At 71.2% G+C, this 15,361-nt stretch carries 16 protein-coding genes; 7 read left to right on the top strand and 9 right to left on the bottom strand.

Annotation, left to right across the window (positions count from 1 at the left end):
* Positions 1 to 13 precede the first annotated feature (13 nt).
* The 3 genes from EFK50_RS21935 to EFK50_RS16715 form a co-directional block, all read right to left on the bottom strand.
* A complete protein-coding gene (locus tag EFK50_RS21935; protein ID WP_148046216.1) occupies positions 14 to 220 on the bottom strand; it encodes a hypothetical protein in 207 nt (68 codons plus the stop codon).
* 109 nt (positions 221 to 329) lie between these two features.
* On the bottom strand, positions 330 to 2,420 hold the full coding sequence (locus EFK50_RS16720) for an ATP-dependent DNA helicase UvrD2 (RefSeq protein WP_123229087.1): 2,091 nt from the start codon (positions 2,418 to 2,420) through the stop codon (positions 330 to 332).
* 120 nt (positions 2,421 to 2,540) lie between these two features.
* Complete coding sequence (locus tag EFK50_RS16715; RefSeq protein WP_148046215.1) at positions 2,541 to 3,359, bottom strand: helix-turn-helix domain-containing protein; 819 nt, start codon at positions 3,357 to 3,359, stop codon at positions 2,541 to 2,543.
* An 88-nt stretch (positions 3,360 to 3,447) separates the two neighbouring features.
* Between EFK50_RS16715 and EFK50_RS16710 the strand changes: the two genes are divergently transcribed.
* Together EFK50_RS16710 and EFK50_RS16705 are read left to right on the top strand one after the other, a co-directional pair.
* A complete protein-coding gene (locus EFK50_RS16710; RefSeq protein WP_123228742.1) occupies positions 3,448 to 4,332 on the top strand; it encodes an alpha/beta fold hydrolase in 885 nt (294 codons plus the stop codon).
* 92 nt (positions 4,333 to 4,424) lie between these two features.
* Complete coding sequence (locus EFK50_RS16705; RefSeq protein ID WP_123229086.1) at positions 4,425 to 4,655, top strand: mycoredoxin; 231 nt, start codon at positions 4,425 to 4,427, stop codon at positions 4,653 to 4,655.
* Between the two features lie 24 nt (positions 4,656 to 4,679).
* Here the strand turns inward: EFK50_RS16705 and EFK50_RS16700 are convergent, their stop codons facing one another.
* The 3 genes from EFK50_RS16700 to EFK50_RS16690 all read right to left on the bottom strand — a co-directional run bounded on the left by EFK50_RS16700 (position 4,680) and on the right by EFK50_RS16690 (position 10,276).
* The gene (locus EFK50_RS16700) at positions 4,680 to 7,418 is read right to left on the bottom strand and encodes a calcium-binding protein (RefSeq protein WP_123228741.1); all 2,739 of its coding nucleotides are present in this window, start codon (positions 7,416 to 7,418) and stop codon (positions 4,680 to 4,682) included.
* A 72-nt stretch (positions 7,419 to 7,490) separates the two neighbouring features.
* Positions 7,491 to 8,375 (bottom strand): NAD(+) diphosphatase, encoded by an 885-nt coding sequence (gene nudC, locus EFK50_RS16695; RefSeq protein WP_123228740.1) that lies wholly within the window; start codon positions 8,373 to 8,375, stop codon positions 7,491 to 7,493.
* Positions 8,372 to 10,276: a M3 family metallopeptidase gene (locus EFK50_RS16690; RefSeq protein ID WP_123228739.1), complete on the bottom strand. Its 1,905-nt coding sequence runs from the start codon at positions 10,274 to 10,276 to the stop codon at positions 8,372 to 8,374. Before EFK50_RS16690 ends, nudC begins: the two co-directional genes overlap by 4 nt.
* A gap of 52 nt (positions 10,277 to 10,328) precedes the next feature.
* Here EFK50_RS16690 and deoD point away from each other — a divergent pair, with 52 nt between their 5' ends.
* Entirely contained in the window at positions 10,329 to 11,039 is a 711-nt protein-coding gene (deoD, locus tag EFK50_RS16685) for a purine-nucleoside phosphorylase (RefSeq protein WP_123228738.1), read from the top strand.
* A gap of 3 nt (positions 11,040 to 11,042) precedes the next feature.
* Here the strand turns inward: deoD and EFK50_RS16680 are convergent, their stop codons facing one another.
* Positions 11,043 to 12,074: a hypothetical protein gene (locus tag EFK50_RS16680; protein ID WP_123228737.1), complete on the bottom strand. Its 1,032-nt coding sequence runs from the start codon at positions 12,072 to 12,074 to the stop codon at positions 11,043 to 11,045.
* 128 nt (positions 12,075 to 12,202) lie between these two features.
* Between EFK50_RS16680 and EFK50_RS16675 the strand changes: the two genes are divergently transcribed.
* From EFK50_RS16675 to EFK50_RS16670, 4 genes are all read left to right on the top strand, one after another.
* Positions 12,203 to 12,469 (top strand): hypothetical protein, encoded by a 267-nt coding sequence (locus tag EFK50_RS16675; protein WP_148046214.1) that lies wholly within the window; start codon positions 12,203 to 12,205, stop codon positions 12,467 to 12,469.
* A gap of 6 nt (positions 12,470 to 12,475) precedes the next feature.
* Positions 12,476 to 12,619: a hypothetical protein gene (locus EFK50_RS22320; protein WP_183407890.1), complete on the top strand. Its 144-nt coding sequence runs from the start codon at positions 12,476 to 12,478 to the stop codon at positions 12,617 to 12,619.
* Positions 12,620 to 12,733: 114 nt separating this feature from the next.
* Positions 12,734 to 12,883 (top strand): hypothetical protein, encoded by a 150-nt coding sequence (locus tag EFK50_RS22315; RefSeq protein ID WP_183407889.1) that lies wholly within the window; start codon positions 12,734 to 12,736, stop codon positions 12,881 to 12,883.
* Between the two features lie 48 nt (positions 12,884 to 12,931).
* The gene (locus EFK50_RS16670) at positions 12,932 to 13,141 is read left to right on the top strand and encodes a hypothetical protein (protein WP_148046213.1); all 210 of its coding nucleotides are present in this window, start codon (positions 12,932 to 12,934) and stop codon (positions 13,139 to 13,141) included.
* 535 nt (positions 13,142 to 13,676) lie between these two features.
* Here EFK50_RS16670 and EFK50_RS16665 read toward each other — a convergent pair.
* Positions 13,677 to 14,750: a hypothetical protein gene (locus EFK50_RS16665; RefSeq protein WP_123228734.1), complete on the bottom strand. Its 1,074-nt coding sequence runs from the start codon at positions 14,748 to 14,750 to the stop codon at positions 13,677 to 13,679.
* A 48-nt stretch (positions 14,751 to 14,798) separates the two neighbouring features.
* Entirely contained in the window at positions 14,799 to 15,251 is a 453-nt protein-coding gene (locus EFK50_RS16660; protein ID WP_148046212.1) for a hypothetical protein, read from the bottom strand.
* Positions 15,252 to 15,361: the final 110 nt, after the last annotated feature.

Raw genomic sequence — 15,361 nt, 5'->3', positions numbered from 1 at the left:
GATGAGTGAGAACTCATGTGACAGGTGGACTCCAAGGCTGGCGGCCCATAACCGGGGTGGCCTTGACGGCTGCTGCGTGACGACGCTTGAGAGTGGACGTGCCGGCGTGGAAGCCGACGGTCTCCGGGCACACGTCACCCATGCCAAAACCGTGGACGGGCACGATGGAAATGGACCGCGTCACGGTCTGCCAGGACTGATTCATGTTCTGGTTCTTCATGGGTCGTGCACCTCCTTCGGGGCTTCGGGCGCCGGCGTTGTCAGGGCCGTAGTGCGCGTGTGATGACGTCAGACAAGGTACGCCGCGGCTAACACGGCGTGCAAATCATTTATTCAGATTTCTTTTCGGCCAGGACGGCGAGCAGCTCGTCGCCGTACTTCTCGAGCTTCGCCGGGCCGATCCCGGGGATGCCCAGCATCGCCTGCCGGGTGGTCGGCACCACCTCGGCGAGCGCCTCCAGGACGGCGTCGCTGAAGATCACGAACGCCGGCACCGGCTTCTCGGCCTCGGCGGACTCGATCTCCACCCGACCACGGCGCCAGGCCTTCAACGACTCGAACACGTCCTCGTCGTACGGGATCGGGCACTCGCCGCAGAATCCGCGGTTCCGCTCCCGGGCGGATGCGAGCGGGCGCTGGCAGAGCTTGCAGGTCGACGCCTTCGCCCGGCGCTTGCTCCGGGCCGAGGAAGCCGCCGCGGCCGGACGGTCCATCACCGACTCCGGGCGGAGGCCGGACAGGAAGCGTGACGGCTTGCGGCGGGCCTGGCCGCCCGGGTTGCGGGCCAGCGACCAGGAGAGCATCAGGTGCTTCCGGGCGCGGGTGATGCCCACGTAGAGCAGCCGGCGCTCCTCCTCCACCGCCGCCGGGGTGTCGGCGTAGGTGATCGGCATCGAGCCCTCCTGCATCCCGGCGAGGAAGACCGCGTCCCACTCCAGGCCCTTCGCGGTGTGCAGGGTGGCCAGGGTGACGCCCTCGGCGACCGGGGCGTGCTGCTCGGTGGCCCGGCGATCCAGCTCGGCGACGAACCCCTCCAGGGTCGGGGCCAGCTCGGCCGTGCCGTACTCCTCGGCCTGGGAGACCAGCGCCATCAGCGACTCCCAGCGGTCGCGGGCCTGGCCGCGGGCCGCGGGCGGCTCCGTGCTCCAGCCCATCCCGCCGAGGACGCCGCGGACCTGGTCGAGCAGGCCGTCGCTGGCCGCCTCGCCGGCCCGGGCGCTGGCGCGGAGCAGGGCCAGGGCCTGGCGGACCTCGGGGCGCTCGAAGAACCGGGCGGCGCCGCGGACGACGTACGGGATCGAGCGCGCGGTGAGGGCTTCCTCGAAGGTCTCCGACTGGGCGTTGATCCGGAACAGCACCGCCATCTCGCGCAGCGGCGTCCCGGCGGCGAGCAGCCGGGCCACCTCCGCGGCGACCGCGTCCGCCTCGGCGACCTCGTCGGTCGCCTCGTACCAGGTCAGCTCGGCGCCGGCGGGCTGCTGCGCCCGGAGCTGCACCGACCCGGTGGCGGTGCCCTTCAGCAGCGTGTTGGCCGCCGCGATCACCTGCGGCGTCGAGCGGTAGTTGCGGACCAGCTCGATGCTGGTGGTCGCCGGGTACTTGCCGGAGAACTCGCTCAGGTACGCCGCCCGCGCCCCCGCGAACGAGTAGATCGTCTGCGCCGGGTCACCGACGACGCAGAGCTCGTCGCGCCCGCCGAGCCACAGATCCAGCAGCGCGGCCTGGATCGGGCTGACGTCCTGGAACTCGTCGACGACGAACCACTTGTACTGCGAGCGCACCTGGGCCGAGACCCGGTCGTCCTCCGCCAGCAGCGCAGCGGCGATCAGCAGCACGTCCTCCATGTCCATCCGGCCCTGCTCGCGCTTGAGCTCCTCGTACGTCGAGAAGACGTGCGCGACCTCGCCCGCGGTGAGTCCGCTGACCTCGCGCCCGCGCAACGGCGCCATCCGCTCGTAGTCGTCCGGGCGCACGTTGGTCACCTTGGACCACTCGATCTCGCTCGCCAGGTCCCGCAGCCGGGCCTGGTCGACCTCCAGCCGGTTGCGCCGCGCGGCACCCGCCACGACCGGGATCTTCGACGCGGTCAGCTCGGGCGGCTCGCCGCCGTACACCTTCGGCCAGAAGTACCGCAGCTGGCGCAGCGCGGCGGCGTGGAAGGTCCGCGCCTGGACGCCGGGAGCGCCCAACGCCCGCAGCCGCGTCCGCATCTCGCCGGCCGCGCGCGCGGTGAACGTCACCGCCAGCACCTCGGACGGGTTGTAGACGCCGGCCGCGACGCCGTACGCGATCCGGTGGGTGATCGCCCGGGTCTTGCCGGTGCCGGCTCCGGCCAGCACCCGCACCGGACCGCGCAACGCCTCGGCGACCTGGCGCTGCTCGGGGTCGAGGCCCTCGAGCAGTCGATCTGCGCTGGTCACGGAACGGTTCACCTCGGCATCGGAAGGAGTCGCCCCAGCCTAGTTGCGAGCACGGACAGGCAGCTCTCGGGGCGGAACCCTGTGGACGACTGCCGAGATCCGCCGGGTGTGGACCCGCCGCTACCCGAGCAGCGCCGCGCACCCGGCGGCGGTCAGGTCGTCGGCCGGGAACCACTGCTCGATCCGCAACTCCTCGAGCATCACCTCCAGCGGGGCGAGCAGGGCGCTCACGACCAGCAGGAACGACCAGGTCTCGGACCCCACCCGCAGCTGCAGATCGAGGGTGGGCGCGGACGGCGCCGTCGGGTCGGCACGGCGCCAGTCGCTCGGCAGGCCGGGGGTCGCGAGCAGCTCGTCGAGGAGCTCGCGCAGCCCGTCGTTGTCCGGATCGGCCAGCAGCTCGCGCTGCATCCGCCACAGCAGGTCGCGCGCCATCGCGTCGTGGTTGACGACCAGGCGACCGCCGAGCTCCGGGTCGACGGTCAGCCGGGCCAGGTTGAGATCCGTCAGCTCGATCGGCCCGAGGTCGGCGAAGACGGCGCCGAGCAGGGCCGACGCTCCCTGGTTGGCGTCGAGCATCCGGTAGCTGCGGTCCATCACGACCAGCGGGTAGGGGTCGTGGTGGGCCTTCATCAGGTCGAGCGCCGACTGCACCGCCGTCGGCAGGGCTCCCTCCGCCGCGTCGGCGTACCGGGGTTCGTGGCCGGCCGCTCGCAGCAGTGCGTTGACCTGCCGCAGCGGGACGTCGAGGGTCGTCGCCAGCCGGACCACCATGTCCACGCCCGGCGCCGACCGGCCCGTCTCCAGGAAGCTGATGTGCCGGCTCGACACGTCGGCGGCGCTCGCGAGGTCGAGCTGGCTCATCCCGCGACGGGTGCGCCAGTGCCGCAGCAGCGCAGGGAAGAGCCCGGCCGGCGGTTCCACTCTCCTCGGGGGCACGCTCGGACCCTAGACCGATCCGCTGCCCGGGGGCACCTACCTCTTCACGTCATTGCCGCAGCGACATCCGTCGCACGACAGTGGAGGCATGACCTCCCTGACCTCGCTCGACGCCGCCGACCTGTTCCGGACCGCCCCCGACCGGTACGTCGACACGGGCAACGGCGAGGTCGCCGTGCGCTCCGTCGGTACCGGTCCGGACCTGCTACTCGTGCACGGCTGGCCGGTCTCCGGCGCGACATTCCGCGAGCTGCTCCCGCACCTGGCACCGCACCTGCGCTGCCACGTGATCGACCTCGTCGGAGCCGGCGACAGCCACTTCGACCGGACCGCGCGCCTCGGCATCCCCGAGCACGCCGCGGCGGTCCGGCACGTGGTCGACGCCCTGGGGATCGACGACCTCGCCGTCGTCGGCCACGACAGCGGCGGACTCGTCGCGCGGCACGCGCTCGCCGGGGACGAGCGGGTACGGGCGTGGGGTCTCCTGGACACCGAGCTCCCGCCGCCGGGAAGCCTCCGGTTCCGGTCGTTCCTGGCGCTGCGCCACCTGCCGCGCGTCGAGAGCGTGCTGGCGCTCGCGTTCCGCAACAAGCGCCTGCGCCGTCACGGCCTGATCCTCGGCGACTCCTTCGACGACCGGAGCCGGCTCGACGGCGAGTTCGCCGAGTTCTTCCTCCGGCCGCTGCACGAGGACGCCGACCGCAGGTGGGCCGCCGGGGAGCTGCTCCGCAACTTCGGCCACGACGCCCTCGCGGCACTGCCCGAGCTGCACCGCCGGATCGAGGTCCCCGTCCAGCTCGTGTACGGCGGCCGGGACCGGTTCTTCCCACACACCGCCGCCCAGGAGATGACGCGCACGTTCGGCGGGACGGCCGACCTGCACGTGGTCGAGCGCGGGCGCCTGTTCACGCACGAGGAGTTCGCAGCGGAGACCGCGGCCGCGTTGCTCCCGGTCCTGGTGCCGGCGCCCTGACGCCTCGTGCCTAGGGTGGACCCGTCGGGGAATCCGGGCCAGGTCAGAAGGGTTACACCAGCGTGAGCGAAGTCAACGAGATCCGACCCGTCATGTACTCCACCCCCTGGTGCGGGTACTGCCACCGCCTCAAGGGCCAGCTCGACCGCGAAGGAATCGCCTTCGACGTCGTCGACATCGAGCAGGATCCGGCTGCCGCCGACCTGGTGATGGCCGTGAACGGCGGGAACCAGACGGTTCCGACCGTCGTGTACCCCGACGGCTCGGCGCAGACGAACCCGTCGCTCGCCCAGGTCAAGGCGAAGCTGGCTTCGCTGGCCTGAGCGCCCCGGGTCGGGCAGGTCCGGCTACGGGAAGCCGCGCCTGACCTCGCAGGTCGTGGCGCGGTCCCGCTGAGGTCCGCCGACGCACACGTCGCGCGCCGGCCCGCCGACCAGGTAATCGGCTCCCGCGCCCCCGCTGAGCGAGTCGGCCCCGGCCTCGCCGAACAACCGATCAGCGCCGGCACCACCCAGGACGGCGTCGAGATCGGCGCCACCGCGCAGGACGTCATTTCCGGAGCCGCCGTCGAGGCGGTCCCGCCCGGAGCCTCCCCAGATCTGATCGGCACCCTCGTTGCCGCGGAGAGCGTCGTTGCCGGCCTGGCCGTAGACCCTGTCCGTGCCGGCGCCGCCGTTGACGGTGTCGGCTCCGGCCCCGCCGTCCAGGTAGTCGTTCCCGCCCAGGCCGTTGAGCTGGTCGTTCCCGTTCCCGCCGAGGATCCGATCGGCGCCGGCCGCCCCGGACAGCCTGTCCGAGGCTGGGCTCCCGATCAGGGTGCTGATGCCGATGAGCGCATCGCTCGCCGGGTTCCCGGGAGCCAGGCTGGCGGTCACCGGTCCGGCGACGTCGGCGTAGCTGACCGCGTCGCCGCCGCCGTCTCCGTAGGCCTTGTCCGCGCCGGCCCCGGGATAGATCGTGTCGTTGCCGGTGCCTCCCCGCAGGACGTCGTCCCCGGCGCTCCCGTAGATCGCGTCGTTGCCGGCCAGGCCGCCGATCCGGTCGTTGCCCGAGCCACCGCGCAGGGTGTCGTTGAACCGGGATCCCACGAGCGTGGCGATCCCGGAGATCTTGTCGCTGGCGGGGTTCGCGGAGTCCAGGATCGCGGTCACGCCGGTGGCCAGGTCCGCATAGCTCACGGTGTCCCCGGGCCCACCGTTCACCGTGTCCGCACCCGCGCCCGGCATCATCGTCTCGGCGCCCGACCCACTGGTGAACTGGTCGTCACCGGCCCCGCCCACCTCGATCATCGGGGTGGCGGCACCATCGAAACGATCGTTGAACGGCGACCCGATGAACCGCTCCGGAGCATCGGCGCCGGAACCGACGTTGTCGAACCCCGCGGCTCCGATCACGTTCGCCGTGCCGGACGGGTTGGTCAGCGGCACCGCGAGGAAACGAATCCCGTCGGCCCAGTCCGAGGGGTTCGTGATCCGATCGGCGTCCGCGTAGCTCACCGTGTCGAAGCCGGCCTCGCCGAGGGCCGTGTCCTTGTCGTAGCCGAGCGTGGCCGAGTAGGTGCCGCCCGGGAACAGCACGTCGTCGCCGTCACCGCCGTGCAGCACGTCGTTGCCGGCGCCGCCGACGAGGTAGTCCTTGCCGGCCGCGCCCCAGATCGCGTCCTTCCCGGCGCCGCCGTCGATCGCGTCGTTGCCGTCCGCGCCGCAGATGGTGTCGTTGCCACCGAGGCCGTTGATCGAGTCGTTGCCCGGCGTGCCCATGATGACGTCGTCACCTTCGGTGGGCAGTTCTCCCAGACCGATCGAGACCGTGATCGCCTTGCCGTCGCACGTCGCCGGCGCCTTGGTGAACGACTGGACCTCGCCCCAGGTGATCTTCGCGGTCGCCAGGGTCGTCCCGGTGGGCTCGGCGACGAAGCCGTAGCGCCAGTAGTACCTGGTGCCCGGGCTCACCCCCATGCCCGGACTCGACCCGACACCGCTGGTGCGCCAGTCGAACTCCGAGAGGTAGGAGTTCCCCACGTTGTCGATCGATCCGAGCGTCCACTGCTGGATCTGGTTGGGGTTGTTGACGAGGGTCTGCGCACTGGTGGGCAGGGCATCGAGCTTCGCCTTCGTGGTGTCCCGCGCGAAGATGACCTCGCCGGGGACGTGGTTGGTGAAGACCTCCGCCCGCGACAGCACTCCGTGAGCCGTCGCCATCGAGGTGTTCAGCTCGTAGGTGGCGCGCGTCTTCGTCGACGGGTCGTCGTACCGGACGCGGTACGCGTACCCCGGGTCCGGCGTCGCGTTCGACGCGCTCGTGGGCGGCGGCGTCGTCCCGGTCCCGGTATTGCCCGCGAACACGTTGAGGTTCGACGACAACGGATAGAAGGTCGGCACGTCCCCGGTGTTGATGACCGCGCCGCCCTGAACCGTGCCGTTGAAGGTCTTGCTCGACTTCACCGGAATCGCGAACTCGAAGCCGTGGCCGTAGACCGCCGGCCAGTAGTAGGTGTCGAAGCAGCCGCTCGCGTAGCCGCACAGGATCTGGTACGAGTTCGCCAGGCCGCTGGTGCTGTCGGCTCGCTGGAACTTCGCCGAGCCCGGCTGCGGGCACGTCGCGGTGTTCTCGGCGACGCCGTCGGAGAAGCAGAACGTCTGCATCGACGTGTCCAGCGTGACCCCGCTCGGCAGCTGGAACACGGGCACCACGCCTTGCAGGTTGCACGGTGTCGAGATCGAACGCGCCCACACGTGGATGTAGAAGGACTCGCCTACCCGCGGGTGGCCGCTGTCGAGATTGACCTCGGTCCCCATCGCGGCCGTGATCCCGGTGCTCGGCATCGTCGGCGCCGACGGGGTGTAGGTCCAGCCGCCGGAAGCGTCGTAGCTGGTGCCCCCGCCCATGTTGTTGATGATCGTCGACTTGCAGTCGATCACGGTGGTCGAGCGGGTCGAGCCGTCGTCGAAGACCGACGTAGCGTGCCAGCCGTCCTGGGGGTAGTCGGTGAGCGAGGCAGCCGCAGGCCCGGCAGCCAGCAGGCCGACACCGACCAAGGACGAGGTGGCCAGCAGCAGGGCAGTCAGGGACGGAAGGCGACGCATGCGCGCCACGCTAAGGAGACCGGCCACGCCGAGACGTCAGGGAACCACCCTGAACATTGGCCGCTGCCGGCGCTACCAGCTCCCGGGGAGCGCGCCGCCGTACCAGTGCTCGATCAGGGACCGCGAGATCGAGATCCCGCCGGGCAGGACCAGCGTGCCCGCCTCGGCCTCGTCCTTCATCTGCTGCCGGGTGAACCAGCGGGCGTCCTCGATCTCCTCCCCGTCGACCGAGATCTCGGTCGACGACGCCTTGCCGAGGCAGCCGATCATCAGGCTCCGGGGCAGCGGCCAGGGCTGGCTGCCGAAGTACTCGACCTCCCCCACCGTGATCCCCGACTCCTCGTGGACCTCGCGGCGCACGGCCTGCTCGATCGACTCGCCGGGCTCGACGAAGCCGGCCAGCGTGGAGTACCGGCCCGGCGGCCAGGACGGGTGCCGGCCGAGCAGGCACCGGTCCTCCGGGTGCTCACCGTCGGTCACCACCATGATCACGGCCGGGTCGGTGCGGGGGAACTCCTCGCGTCCGCAGTCGGTGCAGCGCAGGACGTGCCCGAGGTGCTGGATCTCGTAGCGCCCGCCGCAGCGGATGCAGTGCCGGGTCGCCCACAGCCACTCGGCGATGCCCATCGCGTGCACGACCAGTGGGGCGTCGTCCTCGGTGAGCACCAGGACCAACCCGCGCAACGGCATCCAGTCCTCCCCGGCGAGGCCGCCGTCGGCGATCACCGCGAAGTGCACGACGCCGTCGTGTTCCCCGAGCAGCACCCGGTCGCCCTCAGGTGCCTCGGCCGGCGAGACCCACGGAATCGCACCGTCCACCAGGCCGATCCGGGTGCCGGCGATCACCAGGACCCTGGTGGCCGGGTCGGCCCAGACCTCGGCCAGCCAGGCCTCGTCGGTACGGCGGTCGCCGATCCGGTCGTGCGCGTAGCGGGAGAACGCGATCTCAGCACTCATCTGTTCAACCACGTCGTGAACGCCTCCGTGTCGTAGGGCCGGCCGAGGAACTCCTCGACCAGGGTGGCAGCATCCTTCGAGCCTCCCGCGGCCAGGATGGTGTCGCGGTAGCGACGGGCGCGCTCGGGGTCGAAGAGGTCGTCCGGGTCGAAGGCGCTGAACAGGTCCTTCGCGATCACCAGGCTCCACGCATAGGTGTAGTACGCGCTGGTGTACCCGTCCAGGTGTCCGAACCCGGCGTGGAAGTGGGTGCCCGCCAGCGGGGTGATCAGGCTGTACTCCGGGTAGAGCTCGAAGAGCCGCGCGGTCAGGTCGTCGGGGACCTCGAGGTGGAAGCGGTAGGAGATCGCCGCGTAGAGCATCTGGGTCCGGGTCAGGAACCCCTTGCCGAACTCGTCGGCGGCCCGCATCCGCTCGACCAGGTCGGTCGGGATCGCGTTCCCGTCAGCATCGGTCGCGAACACCTGCAGCACGCCCGCGTCCCAGGCCCACTCCTCCAGCATCTGCGAGGGCGCCTCGACGAAGTCCCACTCGGTGGCGACGCCGGAGAACCGGACCCACTCGTGCCGGCCGGCGAGCACGTGGTGCATCAGGTGGCCGAACTCGTGGAAGAGGGTGACCACCTCGTCGTGGTCCATCAGTCCGCGCGGGAAGTTGCAGACCAGGACGCCCTCGGGCAGCTGCCGGTCCCGGACGCCGGGCACCAGGTCGAACTGGGCGGCGTGGTTGTACTTCCGGTCGCGCGGGTGCAGGTCCAGGTGGATCCGGCCGAGGAGGCCTCCGTCCAGGTGCACGTCGTACGACGTCACGTCGGCGTGCCAGGTGGGCGCGTCGACCGGGACGTAGGTCAGCCCGAAGAGCCGGCCGGTGACGTCGAGCAGGCCCTGGTGCACCTTGGCGAAGTCGAAGTAGCGCCGGACCTCCTGGGCGTCGACACCGTGCTGCTCGCGCTTGACCGCCTCGAAGCAGTACCGCCAGTTCGACAGGTCGATGGTCGCGATCCCGTCACGGGCGCCCCGCTCGGCCAGGATCGCCAGCTCGCGGCGGCCGGCGTCGACCGAGTCGGCGGCGATCCGCTCGATGAACTCGCCGATCGCGGCGCCCTTGCCGATCATCTTGACCTCGGCGTCGAAGTCAGGCCAGTCCGCGTAGCCGACCAGCTGCGCCTTCTCCTGGCGCAGCCGCAGCAGGTCGCCGAGGACCTGGTCGTTCTCCGGCCAGGCCAGGTTGAAGTACTCCATCGCGACCGCGCGCCTGGCCTCGGCGTCGGCGCTGTAGGTCAGGAACGGGTGCACGTCGGGGTACTCGGTGGTGATCGCGACCAGCCCGGCGTCGTCGGCCGGGTGCTCCGCGACGAAGTCCTCCGGGAGCCCGGCGAGCGCCGACGCCGGCACCCTCGCGGTTCGGCGTCCGTCGCGGATGTTGCGCGAGAAGCCCTGGCTCAGCTCGGTCTCGCGCTCGTTGAGCTCGCGCATCCGCGCCCGGGTGGTCTCGTCGCGGTCCACCCCGGCCCGGCGGAAGTCCCGGAGCGCGTCCCGCAGCACCCGGCGGGCGCCGTCGTCGAGGGCGTCCTCGGCCAGCGAGGAGAGCTGGTCGAAGACCTCCCGGTCGAGCAGCAGCTCGTTGGCGAAGCGGCGTACCTCGACCTCGATCTCCTCGGCGAGCTCGATCACCGCGGCATCCGGGTGGACCGAGGAGAGCAGGCCGCAGATCGCCGAGGCGTTCGCTACCGAGATCGCCGCGTCGTTCCAGGACCGCAGGATCGCGAGGTCCTGCGCCGGGGCCGCCTTGAGCGCAGCGACCTGGTCCGCGGCGACCCGCAGCGACCCGCGCGCCCGGTCGTCGAGCCAGCCGGTCCAGGCGGCCGGTTCGGTGGGCAGGGACAGCGGCGCGAGACTCATGCGACGAGGCTAGTCCAGCCGCGGACTTCGTTCCTCCGGATAGATTCCCGGCATGAGTACGCACCTCGGCGCCCGCCACGGCCAGATCGCTCCGACCGTCCTCCTCCCCGGCGACCCGCTCCGAGCCAGGTGGATCTCCGAGACCTTCCTGGACAACGCGACCTGCTACACCGAGGTCCGCGGGATGTACGGCTTCACCGGCACCTGGAACGGGCGCCTGGTCTCGGTGCAGGGATCCGGGATGGGACAGCCGTCGATGGCGATCTACGTCAACGAGCTCTTCACCGAGTACGACGTAGAGCAGGTCGTCCGGGTCGGCTCGGCCGGTGCGCTCACCACCGACGTGGCGATCCGCGACGTCGTGATCGCGTCGGGCGCCTGCACCGACTCCGCGATGAACCGGCACCGGTTCCACGGCCTCGACTACGCCCCGGTCGCGGATTTCGGACTGCTCCGCGCGGCCGTCGAGGCCGCCGAGGCGCGGGAGGACGTGACCCACCACGTCGGCCTGATCTACTCCTCGGACTCGTTCTACAACCCGCGCGCCGCCGAGCTCGGCAAGCCGCTGGTCGACCACGGCGTGCTCGCGGTCGAGATGGAGGCGTCCGCGCTCTACACGCTGGCGGCGTCGTACCGGCGCAAGGCGCTGGCGATCTGCACGATCTCCGACCACCTCGTGACCGGCGAGGAGACCACCGCGGCCGAGCGCGAGCAGACCTTCGGGGCGATGGTGGAGATCGCGTTGGCGGCGGCGCTCCGCTGACGCTCAGGTGATCGTCAGGACGACGGTCTGCTGGGTCGCGGGGTTGCCGGCGTTGTCCTTGGCGTTGATCACCAGCGTGTAGGTGCCGTCCAGCATGTCGGACTGATCGACCACGGTGCGGGCGACTCCGGCGTTGAAGGTCCCCATGATCGTGCACGGACCGGCCTTGAACCCGGCCGTCGCCGTGTCGTAGCACTTGCCGGCGTTCGCGCCGCTGAAGCCGACCAGCGAGAACGAGATGGTGGCCGGGTCGACCCCGCTACCTCCGGTGTCGGTGATGGTGGCGCAGAGCTGGTTGCCGGCACAGGCGCCACCGTTCCACGAGTTCGAACCGTTGTTGTTGTTCGTCCAGGAGAGCGGGGACCTGCCGTTCATGATGTTCGTGATCGTCGGCGGCGTGGTGTCGCCCGCGGCGGCCACCGCGAAGGACTGCTGCACCGGCGGCGCCGCGTCGTAGTTCGCGTTGCCCGCCTGCGTCGCGTTGATCTTGCAGGTTCCGACCGAGGTGAAGGAGACGACGCCGCCGCCCAGGGTGCACCCGGTGCTGGTCCCGTCGAGGGCGAACGTGACGCCCAGGCCGGAGGTCGCGGTCGCCGTCGGCGTGTAGGTCGGCCCGCCCACGGTGGCGCTCGGAGCGGCGGAGGTGAAGGAGACGGTCTGGCCGGCCTTCGCCACGGTGAACGACTGCGGCACCGGCGCAGCCGCGTTGAAGTCGGTAGTGCCGGGCTGGCTCGCCACGATGGTGCACGGTCCAGCCGCGACGAGGGTGACCGTCGTCCCGGCGACCGTGCAGACGCCCGTCGTCGTGCTGGCGAAGGACACCGTCAGCCCCGAGCTCGCGGTCGCGCTGATCGCGAACGGGGCGTCGCCGAAGGTCCGGCCGCCCAGCGCCCCGAAGGCGATCGTCTGGTTCGCCTTCGCCACCGTGAACGACTGCTGGACCTGGCTCGCCGGCAGGTAGAGCGCGTTGCCGGCCTGGTTCGCGTCGATGGTGCAGAGTCCGCCGCCGACGAGGGTGACCGTCGTACCGCTCACGGTGCAGACCGTCGGNCGCGCTGATCGCGAACGGGGCGTCGCCGAACGTCCGGCCGCCCAGCGCCCCGAAGCTGATCGTCTGCGCGGCCCGGCCCACCGTGAACGACTGCTGCACCTGCGGCGCGGGGTTGAACGCGGCGTTGCCGGCCTGGTTCGCGTTGATCGTGCAGGTGCCGACCCCGGTGAAGGAGACCGTCGACCCGCTGAGCGAGCAGACCGCCGACGAGCCGCCGTCGACGGCGAGCGCCACGGGAAGCCCCGAGGTCGCCGTGGCCGTCACCGCGTACGTCGGACCCTGGTACGTCGCCGCCCCCGGAGCCGTCGAGGTGAAGGTGATCGCCTGGTCGGTCCTGGTGACGCCGAAGGACTGCTGGACCTGGGCCGCGGCGAGGTAGTCGGCGTTGCCGGCCTGGTCGGCGTTCACCGTGCAGGTGCCGGCGCCGACGAACGAGACCGTCGAGCCGCTGACGGTGCAGACCGCCGGCGTCGCGGAGCCGAAGGAGACCGGGTTGCCCGAGGCACCACCGGTGGCGGTGACCGGGTAGGTCGCCCCGTCCACCTTGGCGTCGGCGGGCGCGGTCGAGGTGAACGTGATCGCCTGCGCGCCCTGGCCGATGGCGTAGGACTGCTGGACCTGCGGCGCGGCGAGGTAGTCGGCGTTGCCGGCCTGGTTCGCGTTCACCGTGCAGGTGCCCACGTGCTGGTGGGTGATCTCCCCGGCGACGATCGAGCAGTTCGCCGCGGTGCTGGCGTCGATCGCCAGCACGACCGCGTTGCCGGACGCCCCACCGGTCGCCGTCGGGGTGTAACCGCTGCCGTCCACCACCGCACCTGCGGGCGCCGTGGTGGTGAACGAGATGCCCTGGTCGGCCTTCGCCACCGTGAACGTCTGCTGGGCCTGGGGAGCGGCGTTGTACTGCGCGTTGCCGGCCTGGTCGGCGTTGATCGTGCAGGATCCCGCGTGCTCGAACGAGACGCTCGCGCCGGTCACCGTGCAGACCCCGGGCGACCCCGAGCTGAAGGTGACCGGGTTGCCCGAGCCGCCCCCGGTCGCGGTCACCAGGTAGCTGCCGTCGACGGCGGGTGCCACCGGCGAGGAGGTGAAGGTGATCGTCTGGTTCGTCTCGACGACCGTCACCACGGCGCTCGGAGCCGAGGTCGCCGTCCAGGACGTCGAGTAGAGCGCGATGACGACGTACCGGTAGTCGCCGTTGGCCACGGCCGCGTCGGTGCAGGCGGTGCCGGTGGTCGGCGCCGCTGCCGAGGTTCCGCAGGCCGCGACGGCGGGGCCGCTCGGGGACGGCGTCCGCTCGACGTAGTAGCCGGTCGGGGCCGCGCCGCTGGACGGTGCTGTCCAGGAGACGTCGACGGTGCTGGTCAGCGGCACCTGGGCGCCGGCGACCGCGGTCGGCGGGTTCAGGGTGCCGGCGGTGGCCGACCCGGTCCCGCTCCCGGACGCGGTGAAGTACGCGACCGCGACCCCGCCGACCGTGAGCACCAGTACGACGGCTGCGAGGGTCGCGACCACCGAGGTGAAGGCGCTCTCCCGCCAGCCGGCGCGGAGCCGGCGTACGGCACGGTGCTGCCTGCGGGAGGTCGCCATCAGGCACCGTCCCCGGTGCCGGAGTACTGCAGGTTCACCGTCGCGCCCTTGCAGGCGTCCTGGTTGGTCAGCAGGTTGAGCAGCTGCACCTGCGGCCACTGCGCCCGCGGGACCCCGAGCTGCTGCAGGGTCCTGGTGCTGTTCGGCGGGATCACCAGCGAGGCCGGGCCGCCGTACGCGGTCACGCCGTAGTTGCCGGGTCCGCACCCGGGCTTGTTCGTACCGGCCACGGTGACGCCGAGCCCGGTCACCGTCATCGGCGCGCTGAACGGGTTGGTCATCGACAGGTTGATCGCCCCGGGCGGGGACCCCGGTGCCAGCGGCAGGTCAGCGGTGCCGGCGATCGGGAAGTTCGGGTAGGTCTGCGGCAGCACGATCAGGTACGCCGAGGCGGTCGCCGACGCGAGCAGGGCCTTGCCGGTCACGGTGAGCAGGTAGATCCCGGGGACGACGTTGGTCGCCGTGCTGATCTTGAGCGAGGCGCTGTTGTTCAGGATCACCATCGACCCGGGCGTCCACTTCTGGGTGGCGAACTCCGGGACGCCGGTGATCTTCAACGCGACCCCGCCGGTCAGCAGGCCGCGGTCGAGGTCGAGGTCGAAGGTCGTCGACTCACCGTCGACCACGGTGCGGCTCGACGGGTTCATGGTCATCGTGAAGCCGGTCGGCAGCGAGACCACCAGCACGATCGTGATGGTCTGCGTCGTGGTCCCGCTCGTGGCGGTGACCTTCAGGTAGTACGACCCCACCGGCGTGCTCGCGGCGGTCAGCACCGTGATCACCGCCGGTACCCCTGACAGGACCGTGTGCGGATACGTGAGGGTCGCGCCGATCGGCGCGCCGGTGACCGAGAGGGCGATCGGGCCCAGTGCCGAGCCGGGCTGGCTGACCACGACCGCGGCCACCGCCTGGGCTCCCACCGTCACCCCGACGGTGGACTGCTGGGCGGTGATCGTCAGTCCGACGCCGACCGTGGTCGCCGTCGGGCGGAGCGCCCCTGACCCGACCGACGCGACCACGAGGGCAGCGAGCAGCAGCACGAGGACACGGGTCCCTCTGAGCCACTTCTTCACTACGTTCTCCTGGCCGCGCCGGTCGTCAGATCAAGGGGTCGGGCACGATCAGCTGGCGTCGACCTTCAGGTTGACCGTGACGCCCTTGCAGGCGTCCTGGTTCGACCCGGTGTCGATCATCTGGACGGTGAAGGTGCCGTTCACCGTGGCGCCCGAGGCGACGTCGCCGTAGGTGATCGTGGTGGCGCTGACGGTGAAGTCGTCCGACGTGCACCCCGGGTCCGAGGTGTCGACGACCGAGGCAACGGTGTTCTGCAGCCGCTGCACGCCGGAGTTGTCGTTCTGCACGCTGAACGGGATCGTGTTGGTCGGGCCGCCCGGGGTCAGGTTGTCGAGGTCGACCTCGTCCACCTGGACGTCCCAGACCGACGAGGTGCCGGTCGTCGCGGTGCCGGTGCCGGATCCCGTGCTGGTCCAGTAGGCGAACGCGATGCCGCCCCCGGCGAAGACCGCGACGGCGACGCCGGCGGCCAGGTACTTCTTCTTGGTCAAACGAGCCATGGTCGTGCTCCCCTTCGATCGAGACAGGTCCGCGTGTGTGCGAATCCGCGCACCACCCCCGAGTGCCACGAGGGGCAGCGAAATCGACAACGACCGCCGTCCGAACGCCG

Origin of the sequence: Nocardioides marmoriginsengisoli (genome assembly GCF_003725695.1) — a bacterium.
Lineage (GTDB): Bacteria > Actinomycetota > Actinomycetes > Propionibacteriales > Nocardioidaceae > Marmoricola > Marmoricola marmoriginsengisoli.
This window is presented reverse-complemented; position numbering and strand designations above follow the sequence as displayed.

Bases quoted from the DNA above. Each gene is read 5' to 3' on its own strand.
- EFK50_RS16700 (WP_123228741.1), bottom strand. From the start codon at position 7,418: ATGCGTCGCCTTCCGTCCCTGACTGCCCTGCTGCTGGCCACCTCGTCC.
- EFK50_RS16690 (WP_123228739.1), bottom strand. From the start codon at position 10,276: ATGAGTCTCGCGCCGCTGTCCCTGCCCACCGAACCGGCCGCCTGGACC.
- EFK50_RS16710 (WP_123228742.1), top strand. From the start codon at position 3,448: ATGACCTCCCTGACCTCGCTCGACGCCGCCGACCTGTTCCGGACCGCC.
- EFK50_RS16660 (WP_148046212.1), bottom strand. From the start codon at position 15,251: ATGGCTCGTTTGACCAAGAAGAAGTACCTGGCCGCCGGCGTCGCCGTC.
- EFK50_RS16705 (WP_123229086.1), top strand. From the start codon at position 4,425: ATGTACTCCACCCCCTGGTGCGGGTACTGCCACCGCCTCAAGGGCCAG.
- EFK50_RS21935 (WP_148046216.1), bottom strand. From the start codon at position 220: ATGAAGAACCAGAACATGAATCAGTCCTGGCAGACCGTGACGCGGTCC.
- nudC (WP_123228740.1), bottom strand. From the start codon at position 8,375: ATGAGTGCTGAGATCGCGTTCTCCCGCTACGCGCACGACCGGATCGGC.
- deoD (WP_123228738.1), top strand. From the start codon at position 10,329: ATGAGTACGCACCTCGGCGCCCGCCACGGCCAGATCGCTCCGACCGTC.
- EFK50_RS16670 (WP_148046213.1), top strand. From the start codon at position 12,932: ATGCCCTGGTCGGCCTTCGCCACCGTGAACGTCTGCTGGGCCTGGGGA.